Below are 16,266 nucleotides of genomic sequence, written 5' to 3' on the forward strand. Positions count from 1 at the left end.
ATTGTGGGCGATCCGCCGCGCGCGCGGCGCGTCTGTGTCTCGATCGCAAAGATCTTTCGCGTTTTCCCGACTATCCCCGCGCCGCCCCAGCCGCTAGTCTGCGCGAGTGAACGACATCTCCGCCCCGCTTGCCGCCTCGCTCGCCGAGCCCCGGTTCTCCGACGTCACCCAGGCCGCCACGCCGCAGCGCCAGGCCCAGGTGGCCGCGCGTCTGCGGGAATGCCTGCCGGCGCACTGCGTGCTCTTTCGCGAGGAGGACACCCGCCCCTACGAGTGCGATGCCCTTTCGGCCTTCCGGCAGCTGCCCATGGTGGTCGCCCTGCCCGAGACCGAGGCGCAGGTGGTGCAGGTGCTGCGCGCCTGCCATGAGCTGCAGGTGCCGGTGGTGGCTCGCGGCGCCGGCACCAGTCTGTCGGGCGGCTCGATGCCGCATGCCAGCGGCGTGGTGCTCGGCCTGGCCAAGCTCAACCGCATCCTGTCGCTCGATCCGCTCGCGCGCATCGCGCGGGTGCAGCCCGGGGTGCGCAATCTCGCCATTTCGGAGGCCGCCGCGCCCCACGGGCTCTATTACGCGCCCGATCCGTCGTCGCAGATTGCCTGCACCATCGGCGGCAATGTCGCCGAGAACTCCGGCGGCGTGCACTGCCTGAAGTACGGCCTCACCGTGCACAACGTGCTGCAGGTGCGGGGCTACACCATCGAGGGTGAGGCGGTGACGTTCGGCGCCGAGGCGCTCGACGCGCCGGGCCTCGACCTGCTCGCGCTGCTGATCGGCTCCGAAGGCATGCTCGCCGTGGTCACCGAGGTGAGCGTGAAGCTCGTGCCCCGGCCGCAGGTGGCGCGCGTGGTCATGGCCTCGTTCGACGATGTCATCCGGGCCGGCGACGCGGTGGCCAGCATCATCGCCTCCGGGATCATCCCGGCCGGGCTCGAGATGATGGACCAGAAGACCGCACAGGCGGTCGAGCCCTTCGTGAAGGCCGGCTACGACCTCGACGCGCAGGCCATCCTGCTGGCCGAGTCCGACGGCACGCCCGAGGAGGTCGAGGAGGAGATCGCCCGCATCGACGAGGTGCTGCGCGGTTCCGGGGCCACCGCCATCCGGGTCTCGCAGTCGGAGGCCGAGCGGCTGCGTTTCTGGTCCGGGCGCAAGAACGCGTTCCCGGCGGCCGGGCGCATCTCGCCCGACTACTACTGCATGGACGGCACCATCCCGCGCAAGAACCTCGGCCGCATGCTCGCGGCGATCGCCGACATGGAGCATCGGTACGGCCTGCGCTGCATGAATGTGTTCCATGCCGGCGACGGCAACCTGCACCCGCTGATCCTCTTCGATGCGAACGATCGCGCGCAGTGGGAGCGCGCCGAGCTCTTCGGCGCCGAGATCCTCGAGCTGTGCGTCGAGCTCGGCGGCACGGTCACCGGCGAGCACGGCGTGGGCATCGAGAAGATCAATTCGATGTGCGTGCAGTTCTCCCCCGAGGAACGGGCCGCCTTCTTCGCGGTCAAGCGCGCCTTTGACGAACCAGGTCTGCTCAATCCCGGCAAGGCCATCCCCACCCTGTCGCGCTGCGCGGAGTACGGGAAGATGCACATTCACGGCGGGCGGCTGCCCTTCGCCGATCTGCCCCGCTTCTGAAGCGCCCGGCCGATCCGCTGCGCCCGTGCTGCCCCCGATCCCGTCGTCTTCGATCCCGAGCCCCCGCGCCATGACCTCCTCAAGCTCACCGCTCCCGGCGGGCCCGGCCGATCCGGTGCTCCTGCGCTGGCGCGATCGCATCCGTGCGGCCGATGCCGCCGGGGCGCCGTTGCAGCTGCACGGCGGCGCGACCAAGGCCTTCTACGGCGAGCCGGCGATCGGCGATCGCTTCGACACCCGCGAGTACCGCGGCATCGTCGCCTACGAGCCCACCGAGCTGGTGGTCACCGCGCGCTGCGGCACGCCTCTGGCCGAACTGCAGGCGGCGCTCGAGCAGGCCGGGCAGATGCTCGCCTTCGAGCCGCCTGCATTCGGGGCGGCGGCCACCGTCGGCGGCATGGTGGCTGCGGGCCTCTCGGGTCCGCGCCGCGCCAGCGCCGGCGCGGTGCGCGACTTCGTGCTGGGCGCCTGCCTGCTCGATGCCCGCGGCCAGTGGCTGCGCTTCGGCGGCCAGGTCATGAAGAATGTGGCCGGCTACGATGTCTCGCGGCTGCTCTGCGGCTCGCTCGGCGTGCTCGGCCTGATCACCGAGGTCTCGCTCAAGGTGCTGCCCCGACCGGCGCGCGAGCTCACGCTGGTCATGGCCTGCGATCAGGCCCAGGCCCTGAGCTGGTTCAACCAGTGGGCCGGCAAGCCGTTGCCGGTGTCGGCCACCGCCTGGTCGGCGGGCGAGCTGCATCTGCGGCTCTCGGGCGCTGCCGCTGCGGTGTCGGCCGCGGTCGCCCAGCTCGGTCCGCGCCACGGCGCGCGCGAGCTCGATGCCGAGGCCGCCACGGCTTTCTGGGCCGCACTGCGCGAGCAGGAGCACCCGGCCTTCGCGGGCGGGCTGCCGCTGTGGCGGATCTCGGTGCCGTCGGTGGCGCCACCGCTTGCGCTGGCGGGAGAGCCGGTGCTCGAGTGGGGCGGGGCGTTGCGCTGGTATCGCGGCGCGGCCGATGCCGCGGCGGTGCGCGCAGCCGCGGCCGCGGTCGGCGGCAGCGCCAGCCTGTTCCGTCCGGGCGAAGGCGGGCCACCGCCCGCCGGCGTGTTCCAGCCGCTGTCGCCGGTGCTGGCCGGTCTGCACGCCCGTCTCAAGCGCGAGTTCGACCCGAACCGGATCTTCAACCCCGGTCGCCTGTACCCGGATCTCTGACCCGATGGAAACCCACCTCGCCGACTGGCTCAAGGACCGCCCCGAGGGGCGCGAGGCCGAGTCCATCCTGCGCAGCTGCGTGCACTGCGGCTTCTGCACCGCCACCTGTCCCACCTACCAGATCCTCGGCGACGAGCTCGACGGCCCGCGCGGGCGCATCTACCTGATCAAGCAGGTGGTCGAGGGCAAGCCGGCCACCGATGCCACCCGCGAGCACCTGGACCGCTGCCTCACCTACCGCAACTGCGAGAGCACCTGCCCGTCGGGCGTGCGCTACGGCCACCTGGTGGACATCGGTCGCAGCCTGGTCGAAGCCCAGGCGCCGCGTCCGCTGGGCCAGCGGCTGCTGCGCGGCGCGCTGCGCGAGGGCATGACGCGTCGCTGGCTGTTCGATCCGGCCATGCGCGTCGGGCAGGCGCTGCGCCCGGTGCTGCCAGCCGCGCTGCAGGCCAAGGTGCCGGCCCGCCGCGCGCCGGGGCCGCTGCCCGGCCGCAGCCATGCCCGTCAGGTGCTGCTGCTCGATGGCTGCGTGCAGCCGGCCATGATGCCGCGCATCGACGCGGCCACCATCCGCGTGCTCGATGCCATCGGGGTGCAGGCCCGTTACGCGGCCGGCTCGGGCTGCTGCGGGGCCATCCGTCATCACCTGAACGATCACGAGGGCGCGCTGGCCGATGCCCGGCGCAATATCGACGCCTGGTTCCCGCTGATCGACAGCGGCCAGGTCGAGGCCCTGCTGATCAATGCCTCGGGCTGCGGCGCCATGGTGCGCGACTATCCGCACCTGCTGCGCGACGATCCGGTGTACGCGCCGCGCGCGCAGCGGGTGGCGCAGGCCATGTTCGATCTGGCGCAGTGGCTGCCGCGCGAGTTCGCCGCGGCCGCCGACCGGCTCGGCGCGCTGCTGCGCCGCAAGCCGGCGCAGCGCGTGGTCTTTCATCCGCCGTGCACGCTGCAGCACGGCCAGCAGGTGCGCGGCGAGGTCGAGCGCTTTCTGGTTTCGCTGGGCGTGGAAGTGCAGCCGGTGGCCGATGCCCACCTGTGCTGCGGCTCGGCCGGCACCTACTCGGTGCTGCAGCCGGTGCTGTCCACGCAGCTGCGCGAGCGCAAGCTCGCGGCGCTGCAGGCGGGCGCGCCCGAGATGGTGCTCTCGGCGAACATCGGCTGCATCGGGCACCTGCAGTCAGGCACCGACACGCCGGTGCGGCACTGGATCGAGTGGCTCGACGACGCGATCGCCTGAGCCATGCGGCCGGGCCGGCTCAGGGCACCGGGCGCTGCTCGGTGAGGCGCAGCAGGCCCTTGATCATGCGGTAGAGGAACCACAGTCCGGGCAGCAGGAATACCCAGGCGAGCAGCCCGAAGCTGAAGATCGTCACCACCATCATCGGCACGAACAGCAGCACCACCCACAGCACCGTCCACCAGAAGGTGGCGATCATCCAGTCCATGTGGCTGCGGTAGACGGTGCCGTTGGCCTCGTCGCGCTTCAGGTAGTTGACGATCAGCGCGATCACCGAGAGCAGGCCCGCCGACAGCAGCAGGCCCACGATGTGCAGCAGATAGTCGAACAGGCAGATGCGGCGCAGCCGGTCTTCCCGCGACCCCGGCTCGGGCCGCGGCGTCTGACCCGGCGAAGCCTCGGGAGGGTCACGGGGGATGAGCTCGCTCATGGAAACTCCTCTCAGACTTCGACCAGCCACCCGGGGTCGTGGCCATCGGCCTCGCCGCGCTCGACATGGCCGCGGGCATTGGACACCACCCGGGTGCCGCCCAGCTGGTAATCATGGCGGCAGTGCAGGTGGCCGTGCAACCACAGTGCCGAGCGGCCCATGAGATCGTCGCAGTCGCTGCAGAAGCTCGCGCTGGCCGGCTGCAGGCCGTAGCGCGGATCGGCGCTGCGGGCCGAGGGCCCGAAGTGGGTGATGACCACGGTCTCGTCCCAGTGCGCGCCCCGCCGCCCCAGCGAGAGCTGGGCGGCGAGCCACTCGCGGCAGCGCCCGAACTCCTCGCGCACCTCGGCTGCGCCAAAGGGCCGGCCATCGCGGGTGGAGCACTGCACCCGGTCGAGGAAGAACGCCCCGGCGCGCATGCAGCGCTCGCGCTCGGCCGGCCCGAGAAGGTCGAAGTCGCACCACAGGGTGGTGCCCAGCAGCCGGATCCGGCGGGTGCCATGGTCGATCACCATGGCGTCGCGCTCGAGCATGGTGAAGCCCAGCCGCGCGCAGCGCTCGCGCAGCGTCTGCTGCGCGGCATCGACATCGCGATGGTCGTACTCGTGGTTGCCGGCGATGTAGACCACCGGCACCGGCCAGCCGGCGAAGCGGTCGAGCCCCTCGTGGCCGGCGTCGATGTCGCCGGCCAGCACCAGCAGGTCGGCACCCGGTGCCGGCTGCGGATCGAAGGGCTCGCTCTCGAGATGCAGGTCCGAGAGCAGCTGCAGACGCATGCCGCGCCGCGCGGGCTTACTCGACCGCCTTGACCATGTCCTCGACCACCTTCTTGGCGTCGCCGAAGACCATCAGGGTGCGGTCCATGTAGAAGAGCTCGTTGTCGAGGCCGGCATAGCCCGAGGCCATGCTGCGCTTGTTCACGATCACCTGGCGGGCCTTGTAGGCCTCGAGGATCGGCATGCCGGCGATCGGCGACTTGGGGTCCTTGGCCGCCGGGTTGACCACGTCGTTGGCGCCGAGCACCAGCACCACATCGGTGTCGCCGAACTCGGAGTTGATGTCTTCCATCTCGAAGACCTGGTCGTAGGGCACCTCGGCCTCGGCCAGCAGCACGTTCATGTGACCGGGCATGCGGCCGGCCACCGGATGGATGGCGTATTTCACCGTGATGCCCTTGTCGGTGAGCTTCTGCGCCAGCTCCTTCAGGGGGTGCTGCGCGCGGGCCACCGCCAGGCCGTAACCGGGCACGATGATCACGGTCTCGGCGTTGCTCAGCAGGAAGGCCGCGTCGTCGGAGGAGCCCGAGCGCACCGGCCGCTGGGCCTGCGCCGCGCCATCGGTGGCCGCCGCCGCCTCACCGCCGAAGCCGCCGAGGATCACATTGAAGAACGAGCGGTTCATCGCCTTGCACATGATGTACGAGAGGATGGCGCCCGAGGAGCCGACCAGCGAGCCGGCGATGATCAGCATGCTGTTGTTCAGCGAGAAGCCGATGCCGGCCGCCGCCCAACCCGAGTAGCTGTTGAGCATCGACACCACCACCGGCATGTCGGCGCCGCCGATCGGGATGATGATCAGCACGCCCAGCACGAAGGACAGCGCCAGCATCACGAAGAAGGCGGTCCAGTTCTCGGTGGCCATGAACACCAGACCCAGGCCCACGGTGGCGATGCCCAGGATCAGGTTGACCATGTGCTGGCCGGGGAAGACCACCGGCGCGCCCTGGAACAGGCGGAACTTGTACTTGCCCGAGAGCTTGCCGAAGGCGATCACCGAACCGCTGAAGGTGATCGCGCCGATGGCCGCGCCCAGGAAGAGTTCGAGCCGGTTGCCGGCGGGGATGGCCGCGCGCGCCACGATGTCGGCCACCAGCGTGCCCGAGGGCGTCTGCGCGCCGACGATCAGCTCCTTGGGCATGGGGGTGATGCCGAAGGCCCAGGGCTCGACCACCGCGGCGATCGCGATGAACACCGCCGCCAGGCCGATCATGCTGTGCATGAACGCCACCAGCTCGGGCATCTTGGTCATCTCGACCCGGTTGGCCATGAGGGTGCCGGCCCCGCCGCCCACCACCAGGCCGAGCAGCACCCAGCCCAGGCCGGCGCCGAGCGACGGCCCGCCGGCCACGCCGGTGGTCATCATGGCGATCAGGCCCACGGTGGTGACCACCGCGATGGTCATGCCGGCCATGCCGAAGACATTGCCGCGGATGGAGGTGGTGGGGTGCGACAGACCCTTGAGCGCCTGGATGAAGCACACCGAGGCGACGAGGTACAGCAGGACCACCAGGTTCAGGTTCGGGCTCATCGGGAATCTCCGCTCGTCTGGCGGGTGGCGGAGGAGGCGGGCTCCCCCTGGGAGGACTTGGTGGCGGGGCGCGCCGGCCCGGCCTGCCAGAAGCCGTGGATCCAGCCGCGGCGCTCGGCGAAGCGGCCGGCCGGGAACAGGATGAGGGCGAGGCCGACGGCGAACCAGAAGGTGCGCTCCCAGCCGGGCGCGGTGAAGCGCTCGACCAGCAGGCCTACCCCCACCGAGGCGGCGACCGCGAACAGCAGCAGGATGACGAAGCCGCGCGCGTTCACCGCGCCGCTCCGCCGCTCTTGGGCGCCTTCTTCTTGAACATCTCGAGCATGCGCCGGGTGACCAGGAAGCCGCCGAAGACATTGACCGAGGCCAGCGCCACGGCAAGCACCCCCATGGTCTTGCCGAGCACCGTGCCGGTGAGGGCCGCGGCGAGCATGGCGCCCACGATGATGATGGCCGAGACCGCGTTGGTCACCGCCATCAGCGGGGTGTGCAGGGCGGGCGTGACATTCCAGACCACGTGATAGCCGACATAGATGGCAAGCACGAAGATGATCAGGTTGACGACGGTGGGGCTGATCGCTTCCATGGAGGTTCCTGGCGATGATTGGCGCGGGCGGGGCCCGCGACTCAGTTGCGGCGGGTGATCTCGCCGTTGGCGCACATCAGGCAGGCGGCGACGATGTCGTCTTCCCGGTTGATGCTCAGCCCGCCTTCCTTGGTGAGCAGCAGCTTGAGGAAGTCGAGCAGGTTGCGTGCGTAGAGGGCCGAGGCATCGGCCGGCACGGTGGCCGGCAGGTTGGGCTGGCCGATGATGGTCACGCCGTGGCGGATCACGGTCTGGCCGGCTTCCGAGACGGCGCAGTTGCCGCCCTGTTCGACCGCCATGTCGAGGATGACCGAGCCGGGCTTCATGGCGCGCACCATGTCCTCGGTGATCAGCACCGGCGCCTTGCGCCCTGGGATCAGCGCGGTGGTGATCACGATGTCGGCGAGCTTCATCTTCTCGGCCACCGCCTGCGACTGGCGCTGCATCCAGGAGGCGGGCATCGGCCGGGCGTAACCGCCCACGCCCTTGGCGATCTCGCGTTCCTCGTCGGTCTCGAAGGGCACATCGACGAACTTGGCGCCGAGCGACTCGATCTGTTCCTTCACCGCGGGGCGCACATCGGAGGCCTCGATCACCGCGCCAAGACGCTTGGCGGTGGCGATCGCCTGCAGGCCGGCCACGCCGGCGCCCAGGATGAGCACGCGGGCCGCCTTGATGGTGCCAGCCGCGGTCATCAGCATGGGCATCATGCGGCCGTAGGTGGCCGCCGACAGCAGCACTGCCTTGTAGCCGGCGATGTTGGCCTGCGAGGAGAGCACATCCATGCTCTGCGCGCGGGTGGTCCGTGGCGCGGCCTCGAGCGCGAAGGCGGTCAGGCCGGCGGTGTTCATGGCCGCAATGCCGTCGTTGTTGAAGGGCTCGAGCATGCCCACCAGCGTGGCACCCCGCTTCATGCGGGCGAGTTCGTCGGCCTGCGGCAGACGCACCTTGAGCACGATGTCGGCGCCGAGCGCGGTGTCGGCGTCGACGATCTCGGCGCCGGCGGCGCGGCAGGCATCGTCGGTCTGGGCGGCGTTCGTGCCGGCGCCCGACTGCACGACCACGCGGTGGCCGGCGGCGACGAGTTTCTTGATGGTTTCGGCGGTGGCCGCAACCCGGGTTTCTCCGGGGCGGGACTCGGCCGGAACTCCGATCAGCATAGGAAAGGTCCTCCCGCGGCAGGGGCCGCGTTGGCGTTCGGGCTGCATTAGAGCATGTCCATCCGCTAAACTTGGGAATGGTCGACTGGAAGCCCAATGTCACTGTCGCGGCCGTCGTCGAGCGCGATGGACGCTTCCTGATGGTCGAGGAACACACCCGCGACGGCCTGCGGCTGAACCAGCCCGCCGGTCACCTCGATCCTGCCGAGTCGCTCGAGCAGGCGGTGGTGCGCGAGACCCTCGAGGAAACCGCCCAGCGGGTGCAGGCCCTGGCCTGCGTGGGCGTGTACCTGTCGCGGTACCGCCATGCCGCGCAGGGCATCGATGTCACCTATCTGCGTTTCGCCTTCGCCTGCCGCTGGCTCGGCCACGAGCCAGGGCGTGCGCTCGATGACGGCATCGTGCGCGCCGTCTGGCTCACCGCCGACGAGATCCGGGCCCGCGCCGCCGAGCACCGCAGCCCGCAGGTGCAGCGCTGCATCGACGATCACCTCGCCGGTCGCCGCTACCCGCTCGATCTCATCCACACCCACCCTGACTGCCTGCTGCCCCGTGACTGAGCCGCGTCGTCGCCGGGTGGTGGTGGGCATGTCGGGCGGGGTCGACTCCTCGGTCACCGCGTGGCTGCTGCGCGAGCAGGGCTACGAGGTCATCGGCCTGTTCATGAAGAACTGGGAAGACGACGACGACGACGAGCACTGCTCCACCCGCCAGGACTGGATCGATGCGGCCAGCGCCGCCGATGTCGTGGGCGTGGACATCGAGGCGGTGAACTTCTCGGCCGAGTACCGCGACCGGGTCTTCGCGGAGTTCCTGCGCGAGTACGCGGCCGGGCGCACGCCCAACCCCGATGTGCTGTGCAACGCCGAGATCAAGTTCCGGGCGTTCCTCGAACACGCCATGCGCATGGGCGCCGAGTGCATCGCCACCGGCCACTACGCCCGGGTGCGCGCGCTGCCCGATCCGGGCGCGGCGCAGGGCCTGCGCTACGAGCTTCTGCGCGGCGTCGATGCCGGCAAGGACCAGAGCTACTTCCTGCACCGGCTCTCGCAGGCGCAGCTCTCCCGTGCCCTGTTCCCGCTGGGCGGCATGCTCAAGCGCGAGGTGCGCGAGATCGCCGCGCGCATCGGCCTGCCCAACGCGGCCAAGAAGGACTCCACCGGCATCTGCTTCATCGGCGAGCGGCCTTTCCGCGAGTTCCTCAACCGCTACCTGCCCACCCGGCCGGGGCCGGTGCTCACCGACACCGGCGAACGCATCGGCGAGCACCAGGGCCTTGCCTTCCTCACGCTCGGGCAGCGCAAGGGCATCGGCATCGGCGGTCTGCGGGGCGGCAGTGGCGAGCCCTGGTTCGTCGCGCGCAAGGACCTCGCCCGCAACGCCCTCACCGTGGTCCAGGGGCATGATCATCCCTGGCTGATGAGTGCCGCGCTGCAGGCCGACAGCGCGCACTGGATCGCCGGCCACCCGCCCGCGGCCGGCGCGCGGCTCGGGGCCAAGACCCGCTACCGTCAGGCCGATGCCGAGTGCGTGTTCTCGCCGCTGGACGCGGAGCACTTCGCGCTGCAGTTCACCGAGCCGCAATGGGCGGTCACGCCCGGGCAGTCGGCGGTGCTCTACCGGGGCGAGGTGTGTCTGGGCGGCGGCCTGATCGCTTCGTCCTCCCTGCCATGACCCGCCATCTGCGCTATCTCGCGTTCGCCCTCGTGGTGCTGGGCGCGCTCGCGCTCGTCTGGGCCGGGTTCACCGCGCGGCTGGGCTGGGGCTGGGCCGCGGCCGCGGTGGCGCTGGTCGCGCTCGGTGTGCGAGACCTGATCCAGACCCGCCACGCCGTCCTGCGCAACTATCCGGTGATCGGTCACCTGCGCTTCCTCCTGGAACGGGTGCGGCCCGAGATCCGGCAGTACTTCATCGAGTCCGACACCGAGGCCATCCCGTTCTCGCGCGAGCAGCGCGCGATGGTGTATCAGCGGGCCAAGCAGGAGCTCGACAAGCGGCCCTTCGGCACGCAGCTCGATGTCTACGCGCCGGGCTTCGAGTGGATCAACCATGCCATCGTGCCGGGGCGGCCCGCCGGCGAGGACTTCCGCACCGTCATCGGTGGGCCGGCCTGCACCCAGCCCTATCAGGCCTCGGTCTTCAACATTTCGGCGATGAGCTTCGGCTCGCTGTCGGCCAACGCCATCCTCGCGCTCAATCGTGGCGCGCGCCTCGGCGGCTTTGCCCACGACACCGGCGAGGGCTCGATCAGCGTGCATCACCGGGTGCACGGCGGCGACCTGATCTGGGAGATCGGCAGCGGCTACTTCGGCTGCCGCGACGCGGATGGCCGCTTCGACGAGGCTGCCTTCACGCGCAATGCCCGTGAGCCGCAGGTGAAGATGATCGAGCTCAAGCTCTCGCAGGGCGCCAAGCCCGGCCATGGCGGGGTGCTGCCCGGACCGAAGGTCACGCCCGAGATCGCGCAGGCTCGCGGCGTGCCGGTCTGGACCGACTGCATCTCGCCGGCCGCGCACATCGCCTTCGACACCCCGATCGGGCTGCTGGCATTCATCGCCCGCCTGCGCACCCTGAGCGGGGGCAAGCCCACCGGCTTCAAGCTGGCCATCGGTCATCCCTGGGAGTGGTTTGCGATCGCCAAGGCGATGCTCGAGACCGGGATCACCCCCGACTTCATCGTCATCGATGGCAAGGAGGGCGGCACGGGCGCGGCGCCAGCCGAGTTCCTCGACCGGGTGGGCATGCCGATGCGCGACGGCCTGATGCTGGTGCACGACACCCTGGTGGGCGCGGGCCTGCGCGAGCGCATCCGGCTGGGCGCGGCCGGGCGCATCGTCTCGGCCTTCGACATCGCCCGCACCATGGCCCTGGGCGCCGACTGGTGCAACAGCGCCCGCGGTTTCATGTTCGCGCTCGGCTGCATCCAGGCGCAGAGCTGCCACACCGGCACCTGCCCCACCGGCGTCACCACCCAGGATCCGCTGCGCCAGCGCGCCCTGGTGGTGCCCGACAAGGCGCAGCGGGTGCATGCCTTCCACGGCAACACCCTGCGCGCGCTGGCCGAGCTGGTGGCGGCCGCCGGCCTCGATCATCCCGCGCAGATTGCGCCGCGCCACATCCTGCGCCGGATCTCGTCCACCGAGGTCCGGTCGCTGGCCGAACTGCACGAGTTCCTTGCGCCCGGCGAATTGCTGGCCGGCGAGCCGAGACAGGCGGTGTTCCGGCAGTTCTGGGCTGCGGCCCGACCCGATCGCTTCGGACTTCAGGCAGCCTGAGGGCCGACCTCGCGGCCGCGCGCGATTCAGGCCCGGCCTGCGCCCGCGCCAACCCGCGCCAGCGGGCGCCGCTCAGCCCGGGGCGATGGGCACCGTGTCGGCGAAGGCCGGACGGGTGTTCAGGCGCTCGAGCAGCCGACCCAGATTGGGATGGCGCTCGCGCCAGGCGTTCTCGGGGAAGCGAAGGTCGAGATAGGCGAGGGCGCAGCCGGTGGCGATGTCGGCGAGCGAGTAGCGGCCATCGCAGCACCAGGGCTGCTCGCCCAGCGACTGCGACATCGCCGTGAGGGCGTCATCGATCTTGGTCTGCTGGCGCGCAATCCAGGCGGGACTTCGCTGTGCCGGCTCGCGCCGGGTGTGCTCCAGCCGGATCAGCACCGCGGCATCGAGCAGGCCATCAGCCAGCGCCTCCCAGCAGCGCACATCGATGCGTTCACGGCCACCCGGCGGAATCAGGCGGTGGACCGGGGTGAGGGCATCGAGGTACTCGACGATGACGCGGGAATCGAAGATGGCCGAGCCGTCATCGATGACCAGGCAGGGCACCTTGGCGAGGGGGTTGAGCTGGCGGATGCCGCTGTCCGGCGACCAGACATCTTCGGGCTGGTAGCGGTACTCGATCTTCTTCTCGGCCATCACGATGCGCACCTTGCGCACGAACGGGCTGGTGTCTGAACCGATCAGCTTCATGGAACCCTGCGAGTCGAGCCGGTCGAGTATAGCAAAGGGGGTGCGGGTGCTAGCATCGCGGCCATGGATACCTCGTCACTCACCGCCCTGTCTCCGCTCGACGGACGCTATGCCGCGCGCCTCGGCCCGCTGCGCGACCTGCTCTCTGAAGCGGCCTTCATGCGCTTCCGGGTCGAGGTGGAGGTGGCCTGGCTGATCGCGCTGTCGGATGCCGGCCTGCCCGAGCTGCCGCCCTTCGATGCGGCCGCGCGCGGGTTCCTCGGACAGCTGGTGGCCGGGTTCGGCCTCGAGCAGGCGGCGCGCATCAAGGCGATCGAGGCGATCACCAACCACGATGTCAAGGCGGTGGAGTACTTCCTGAAGGAATCGGTGGCCGGGCAGCCGCAGCTCGAGGCTGCGGCCGAGTTCATCCACTTCGCCTGCACCTCCGAGGACATCAACAACACCTCGCATGCGCTGATGCTCGGGCGTGCGCGCGCCGAGGTACTGCTGCCGGCAGGGCGGCGGCTGATCGACCGGCTGCGCGAGATGGCCCACGCGCTCGCCGATGCGCCCATGCTCTCGCGCACCCACGGCCAGCCGGCCACGCCCACCACGCTGGGCAAGGAACTGGCCAATGTGGTGGCACGGCTCGAGCGCGCGCTGCAGCGCCTGGCCGAGGTGCCGATCCTCGCCAAGATGAACGGCGCGGTGGGCAACTACAACGCGCATCTGGCGGCCTGCCCGCAGATCGACTGGCCGGCCTTCTCGCGGCAGGTGGTCGAATCGCTCGGCCTGAGCTTCAATCCCTACACCATCCAGATCGAGCCCCATGACTGGATGGCCGAGTTCTTCGATGCGCTGGCCCGCTTCAACACCATCGTGCTCGACCTCGACCGTGATCTCTGGGGCTACATCTCGATCGGCTACTTCCGGCAGAAGACCGTGGCTGGCGAGGTCGGTTCCTCGACCATGCCGCACAAGGTCAACCCCATCGACTTCGAGAACTCCGAGGGCAACCTCGGGCTGTCGAACGCGCTGCTGCGTCATCTCGCCGAGAAGCTGCCGGTGTCGCGCTGGCAGCGCGATCTCACCGACTCGACCGTGCTGCGCAATGTCGGCGTGTCGCTCGGCTACGCGGCGCTGGCCTGGGATGCCTGCCTGCGCGGCCTGGGCAAGCTCGAGGTCGACCGCGCCCGGCTGGCGGCCGATCTCGACGAGAACTGGGAGGTTCTCGCCGAGCCCATCCAGACCGTCATGCGCCGCTACGGCGTGCCCAACCCCTACGAACAGCTCAAGGAGCTCACCCGTGGCCGGCGCATCGGTCCGGCCGAGCTCGCTGCCTTTGTCGACCGCCTGCCCATTCCGCAGGCCGAGCGCGAACGCCTGCGGGCGCTCACGCCCGCCACCTACCTTGGCGCCGCGGTGGCGCTGGCGCGGGCGGTCTGAGCGGGCGGACTTCGCGGCAGGTCTGAGCGGGCCCGGGCGGCGCGACCGATCCTGACCGCGGTTCACCCGACCGCGCCCCGATCGGGAATAATCCGGTCACCGGCCCCGTTTGCTCCCCTGGAAGCCGCGTCTCGCGGCATCGCCCGATCCGGCGCTGATCCGCGCCCGTCGTCACCCTGAAAGGTCCTGCCATGAAGAAGCTTGCCCTGAGCCTTGCCGGCGCCGCGTTCGCCGCGGGCGCCCTGTTCGCGGTGCCCGCCGCCGCCCAGTTCGCCAAGGTGGAAGACGCCATCAAGTACCGCAAGGCGGCCTTCACCATCATGGGGGCGAACATGGGCCGCCTGTCGGCCATGGCGCGTGGCGATCGGCCCTTCGATGCTGCGGTGGCGCAGGCCTCGGCACGCACCGTGGACATGGCCGGCCACCTGCCCTGGGAGGCCTTCGTGCCCAATTCGGCGGCTGGCGACACCCGCCTGAAGCCCGAGGGCCTGGCCAACGCCGCCGATTTCAAGGCGGCTGCCGACAAGATGCAGGCCGAGACCGCCAAGCTGGTCACCGCCTCGGCCAGTCTCGACACCCTGCGCCCGCAGCTCGGCGCGGTGGGCGCCTCGTGCAAGGCCTGCCACGACAAGTTCCGCAAGGACTGATCGGGCGCCGGGCTGCGCCGCCCGGCAGGGCGGTCAGCGGCCCAGCGACAGCAGGCCGGCCACGGCGGCGGCGCAGACCACCGCCACCACCAGCGCCAGCGCGCGCACGCCAGCGTCGTCGCGCGCGGCGAGTGGCGCTTGCGCCGCATCCGGATAGCGCCGATCGCCGCGCAGCATGGGCGGCAGCAAGGGCTCGCGGCGCGCGAGCGAATACCAGCCGATGGCCATCAGGTGCAGCGCAATCAGCGCGAGCAGCACCACGCGGTTGACGCGATGGACGGTGGTGAGCAGGTCGCTGGTGGCTGAGGACACCAGCGGCTTGAGCGGTCCGTCCCACATGATGCTGTCGTTGGCGAAAAGGCCGGTGCCTGCCTGCACCGCCAGTGCGAGCAGCAACGCGTACACCGAGAAAGCGCCCAGGGGATTGTGGCCGGCGCTGCCGGGATGCCGGCCGCGCAGGTAGGCGAGGGCTGCGCCCGGGCTGGGCGGGAAGCTGGCAAAGCGCGCATAGCGCGGACCGATCAGGCCCCAGACCAGCCGGAACAGCACCAGCGCCAGGATGGCGTAGCCGAAGCGGAAGTGCCAGATGATGGCATTGCCGCCGAGCTTCACCGATACCAGCGAGCCGATGATGCAGCCTGCCAGCAGCCAGTGGAACAGGCGGGTGGGCAGATCCCAGATGCGGACGGCGGTGTCGGTCATGGGATGGCTCGGTGAGGGTGGGCGCCGCGGGGCGCGACCGGCGTTCAGGGCAGCTCGGGCTGCCCGTCATCCTTCTTGCGTGCCGGCTTGATCAGGTCCTCGCGCTTGACGCCGAGCCACATCGCGATGGCCGCGGCAACGAACACCGAGGAGTAGATGCCGAACAGGATGCCGATGGTGAGGGCCAGCGCGAAGTAATGCAGCGTGGGCCCGCCGAAGATCAGCATCGAGAGCACCATCAGCTGGGTGGAGCCGTGGGTGATGATGGTGCGCGAGATGGTGCTGGTGATGGCATGGTCGAGCACCTCCGGCGCGCTCATGTTCCGGGCGGCGCGCTCGCGGAACTTCTCGCGCACCCGGTCGAAGATCACCACCGACTCGTTCACCGAGTAGCCCAGCACCGCCAGCACTGCCGCCAGGACCGACAGCGAGAACTCCCACTGGAAGGCGGCGAAGAAGCCCAGGATGATCACCACATCGTGCAGGTTGGCCACGATGGCGGCCACCGCGAACTTCCACTCGAAGCGCATGGCGAGGTAGATCATGATGCCGGCCACCACGAACAGCAGCGCCAGCGCGCCGTCGGTGGCCAGCTCCTCGCCCACCTGCGGGCCCACGAACTCCACCCGGCGCAGCTCGGCCTTCGCGTCCTGGGCCTTGAGGGCCTGCATCACCTGCTCGCTCTGCCGGGCCGAGGTTTCGCCCTTGCGCAGCGGCAGCCGGATCATCACATCGCGCGCGGTGCCGAAGTTCTGCACCTGGGCGTCGGTGAAGCCCAGGTTCTCGACCGTCTTGCGGATGGCGCCGAGCTCGGCGGCCTGGGGGTAGCTCACCTCGAGCACCGTGCCGCCGGTGAACTCGATGGAGAAGTGCAGACCGCGCACCGCCAGGAAGGCGACCGCCGCCACGAAGGTCAGCAGCGAGACGATGTTGAACGCCAGGGCATGCCGCATGAACGGGATGTCTC

The 16,266-nt window shown here is 70.3% G+C and carries 17 protein-coding genes; 8 read left to right on the plus strand and 9 right to left on the minus strand.

Features of this window, described 5'->3' with window-relative positions:
* Positions 1–115: 115 nt before the first annotated feature.
* The 3 genes from AC2H6A_RS10870 (at position 116) to glcF (ending at position 4,074) form a co-directional block, all read left to right on the plus strand.
* On the plus strand, positions 116–1,639 hold the full coding sequence (locus tag AC2H6A_RS10870) for an FAD-linked oxidase C-terminal domain-containing protein (RefSeq protein ID WP_484273436.1): 1,524 nt from the start codon (positions 116–118) through the stop codon (positions 1,637–1,639).
* A 70-nt stretch (positions 1,640–1,709) separates the two neighbouring features.
* On the plus strand, positions 1,710–2,831 hold the full coding sequence (gene glcE / locus AC2H6A_RS10875) for a glycolate oxidase subunit GlcE (RefSeq protein WP_484273404.1): 1,122 nt from the start codon (positions 1,710–1,712) through the stop codon (positions 2,829–2,831).
* Positions 2,832–2,835: 4 nt separating this feature from the next.
* Positions 2,836–4,074 (plus strand): glycolate oxidase subunit GlcF, encoded by a 1,239-nt coding sequence (gene glcF, locus AC2H6A_RS10880; RefSeq protein WP_484273406.1) that lies wholly within the window; start codon positions 2,836–2,838, stop codon positions 4,072–4,074.
* Between the two features lie 19 nt (positions 4,075–4,093).
* Here glcF and AC2H6A_RS10885 read toward each other — a convergent pair whose 3' ends face one another.
* From AC2H6A_RS10885 to AC2H6A_RS10910, 6 genes are read right to left on the minus strand one after another with little or no spacing between them, the layout of a single operon-like run.
* A complete protein-coding gene (locus AC2H6A_RS10885) occupies positions 4,094–4,504 on the minus strand; it encodes a DUF4870 family protein (RefSeq protein ID WP_484273408.1) in 411 nt (136 codons plus the stop codon).
* A gap of 11 nt (positions 4,505–4,515) precedes the next feature.
* Positions 4,516–5,280, minus strand: a complete 765-nt coding sequence (locus AC2H6A_RS10890; protein ID WP_484273410.1) for a metallophosphoesterase family protein — start codon at positions 5,278–5,280, stop codon at positions 4,516–4,518.
* A gap of 16 nt (positions 5,281–5,296) precedes the next feature.
* Positions 5,297–6,811 (minus strand): NAD(P)(+) transhydrogenase (Re/Si-specific) subunit beta, encoded by a 1,515-nt coding sequence (locus AC2H6A_RS10895; RefSeq protein WP_484273412.1) that lies wholly within the window; start codon positions 6,809–6,811, stop codon positions 5,297–5,299.
* Positions 6,808–7,086 (minus strand): hypothetical protein, encoded by a 279-nt coding sequence (locus AC2H6A_RS10900; RefSeq protein WP_484273414.1) that lies wholly within the window; start codon positions 7,084–7,086, stop codon positions 6,808–6,810. The genes AC2H6A_RS10895 and AC2H6A_RS10900 overlap by 4 nt, the downstream gene beginning before the upstream one ends.
* Positions 7,083–7,397: an NAD(P) transhydrogenase subunit alpha part 2 gene (locus AC2H6A_RS10905; RefSeq protein WP_484273416.1), complete on the minus strand. Its 315-nt coding sequence runs from the start codon at positions 7,395–7,397 to the stop codon at positions 7,083–7,085. The genes AC2H6A_RS10900 and AC2H6A_RS10905 overlap by 4 nt, the downstream gene beginning before the upstream one ends.
* A 41-nt stretch (positions 7,398–7,438) precedes the next feature.
* Positions 7,439–8,557: a Re/Si-specific NAD(P)(+) transhydrogenase subunit alpha gene (locus tag AC2H6A_RS10910; protein ID WP_484273418.1), complete on the minus strand. Its 1,119-nt coding sequence runs from the start codon at positions 8,555–8,557 to the stop codon at positions 7,439–7,441.
* A gap of 77 nt (positions 8,558–8,634) precedes the next feature.
* Here AC2H6A_RS10910 and AC2H6A_RS10915 point away from each other — a divergent pair, with 77 nt between their 5' ends.
* From AC2H6A_RS10915 to AC2H6A_RS10925, 3 genes are read left to right on the plus strand one after another with little or no spacing between them, the layout of a single operon-like run.
* Complete coding sequence (locus AC2H6A_RS10915) at positions 8,635–9,117, plus strand: NUDIX hydrolase (protein WP_484273420.1); 483 nt, start codon at positions 8,635–8,637, stop codon at positions 9,115–9,117.
* The gene (gene mnmA, locus AC2H6A_RS10920; protein ID WP_484273422.1) at positions 9,110–10,231 is read left to right on the plus strand and encodes a tRNA 2-thiouridine(34) synthase MnmA; all 1,122 of its coding nucleotides are present in this window, start codon (positions 9,110–9,112) and stop codon (positions 10,229–10,231) included. Before AC2H6A_RS10915 ends, mnmA begins: the two co-directional genes overlap by 8 nt.
* On the plus strand, positions 10,228–11,832 hold the full coding sequence (locus AC2H6A_RS10925) for an FMN-binding glutamate synthase family protein (RefSeq protein ID WP_484273424.1): 1,605 nt from the start codon (positions 10,228–10,230) through the stop codon (positions 11,830–11,832). Before mnmA ends, AC2H6A_RS10925 begins: the two co-directional genes overlap by 4 nt.
* 72 nt (positions 11,833–11,904) lie before the next feature.
* Here AC2H6A_RS10925 and AC2H6A_RS10930 read toward each other — a convergent pair whose 3' ends face one another.
* Positions 11,905–12,522 (minus strand): glutathione S-transferase family protein, encoded by a 618-nt coding sequence (locus AC2H6A_RS10930; RefSeq protein ID WP_484273426.1) that lies wholly within the window; start codon positions 12,520–12,522, stop codon positions 11,905–11,907.
* Between the two features lie 63 nt (positions 12,523–12,585).
* On the opposite strand from AC2H6A_RS10930, the gene purB reads away from it, so the two are divergent.
* Positions 12,586–13,950, plus strand: a complete 1,365-nt coding sequence (purB, locus tag AC2H6A_RS10935; RefSeq protein ID WP_484273428.1) for an adenylosuccinate lyase — start codon at positions 12,586–12,588, stop codon at positions 13,948–13,950.
* 191 nt (positions 13,951–14,141) lie between these two features.
* Complete coding sequence (locus AC2H6A_RS10940) at positions 14,142–14,597, plus strand: c-type cytochrome (protein WP_484273430.1); 456 nt, start codon at positions 14,142–14,144, stop codon at positions 14,595–14,597.
* A 33-nt stretch (positions 14,598–14,630) separates the two neighbouring features.
* On the opposite strand, the gene AC2H6A_RS10945 is transcribed toward AC2H6A_RS10940, so the two are convergent.
* Positions 14,631–15,299, minus strand: coding sequence for a cytochrome b/b6 domain-containing protein (locus AC2H6A_RS10945; RefSeq protein ID WP_484273432.1), 669 nt, complete (start codon positions 15,297–15,299; stop codon positions 14,631–14,633).
* Positions 15,300–15,343: 44 nt separating this feature from the next.
* Positions 15,344–16,266 (minus strand): protein translocase subunit SecF (gene secF / locus AC2H6A_RS10950; RefSeq protein WP_484273434.1); only part of this gene is annotated, 923 nt, incomplete at its 5' end.

This window comes from Quisquiliibacterium sp., assembly GCF_982640115.1.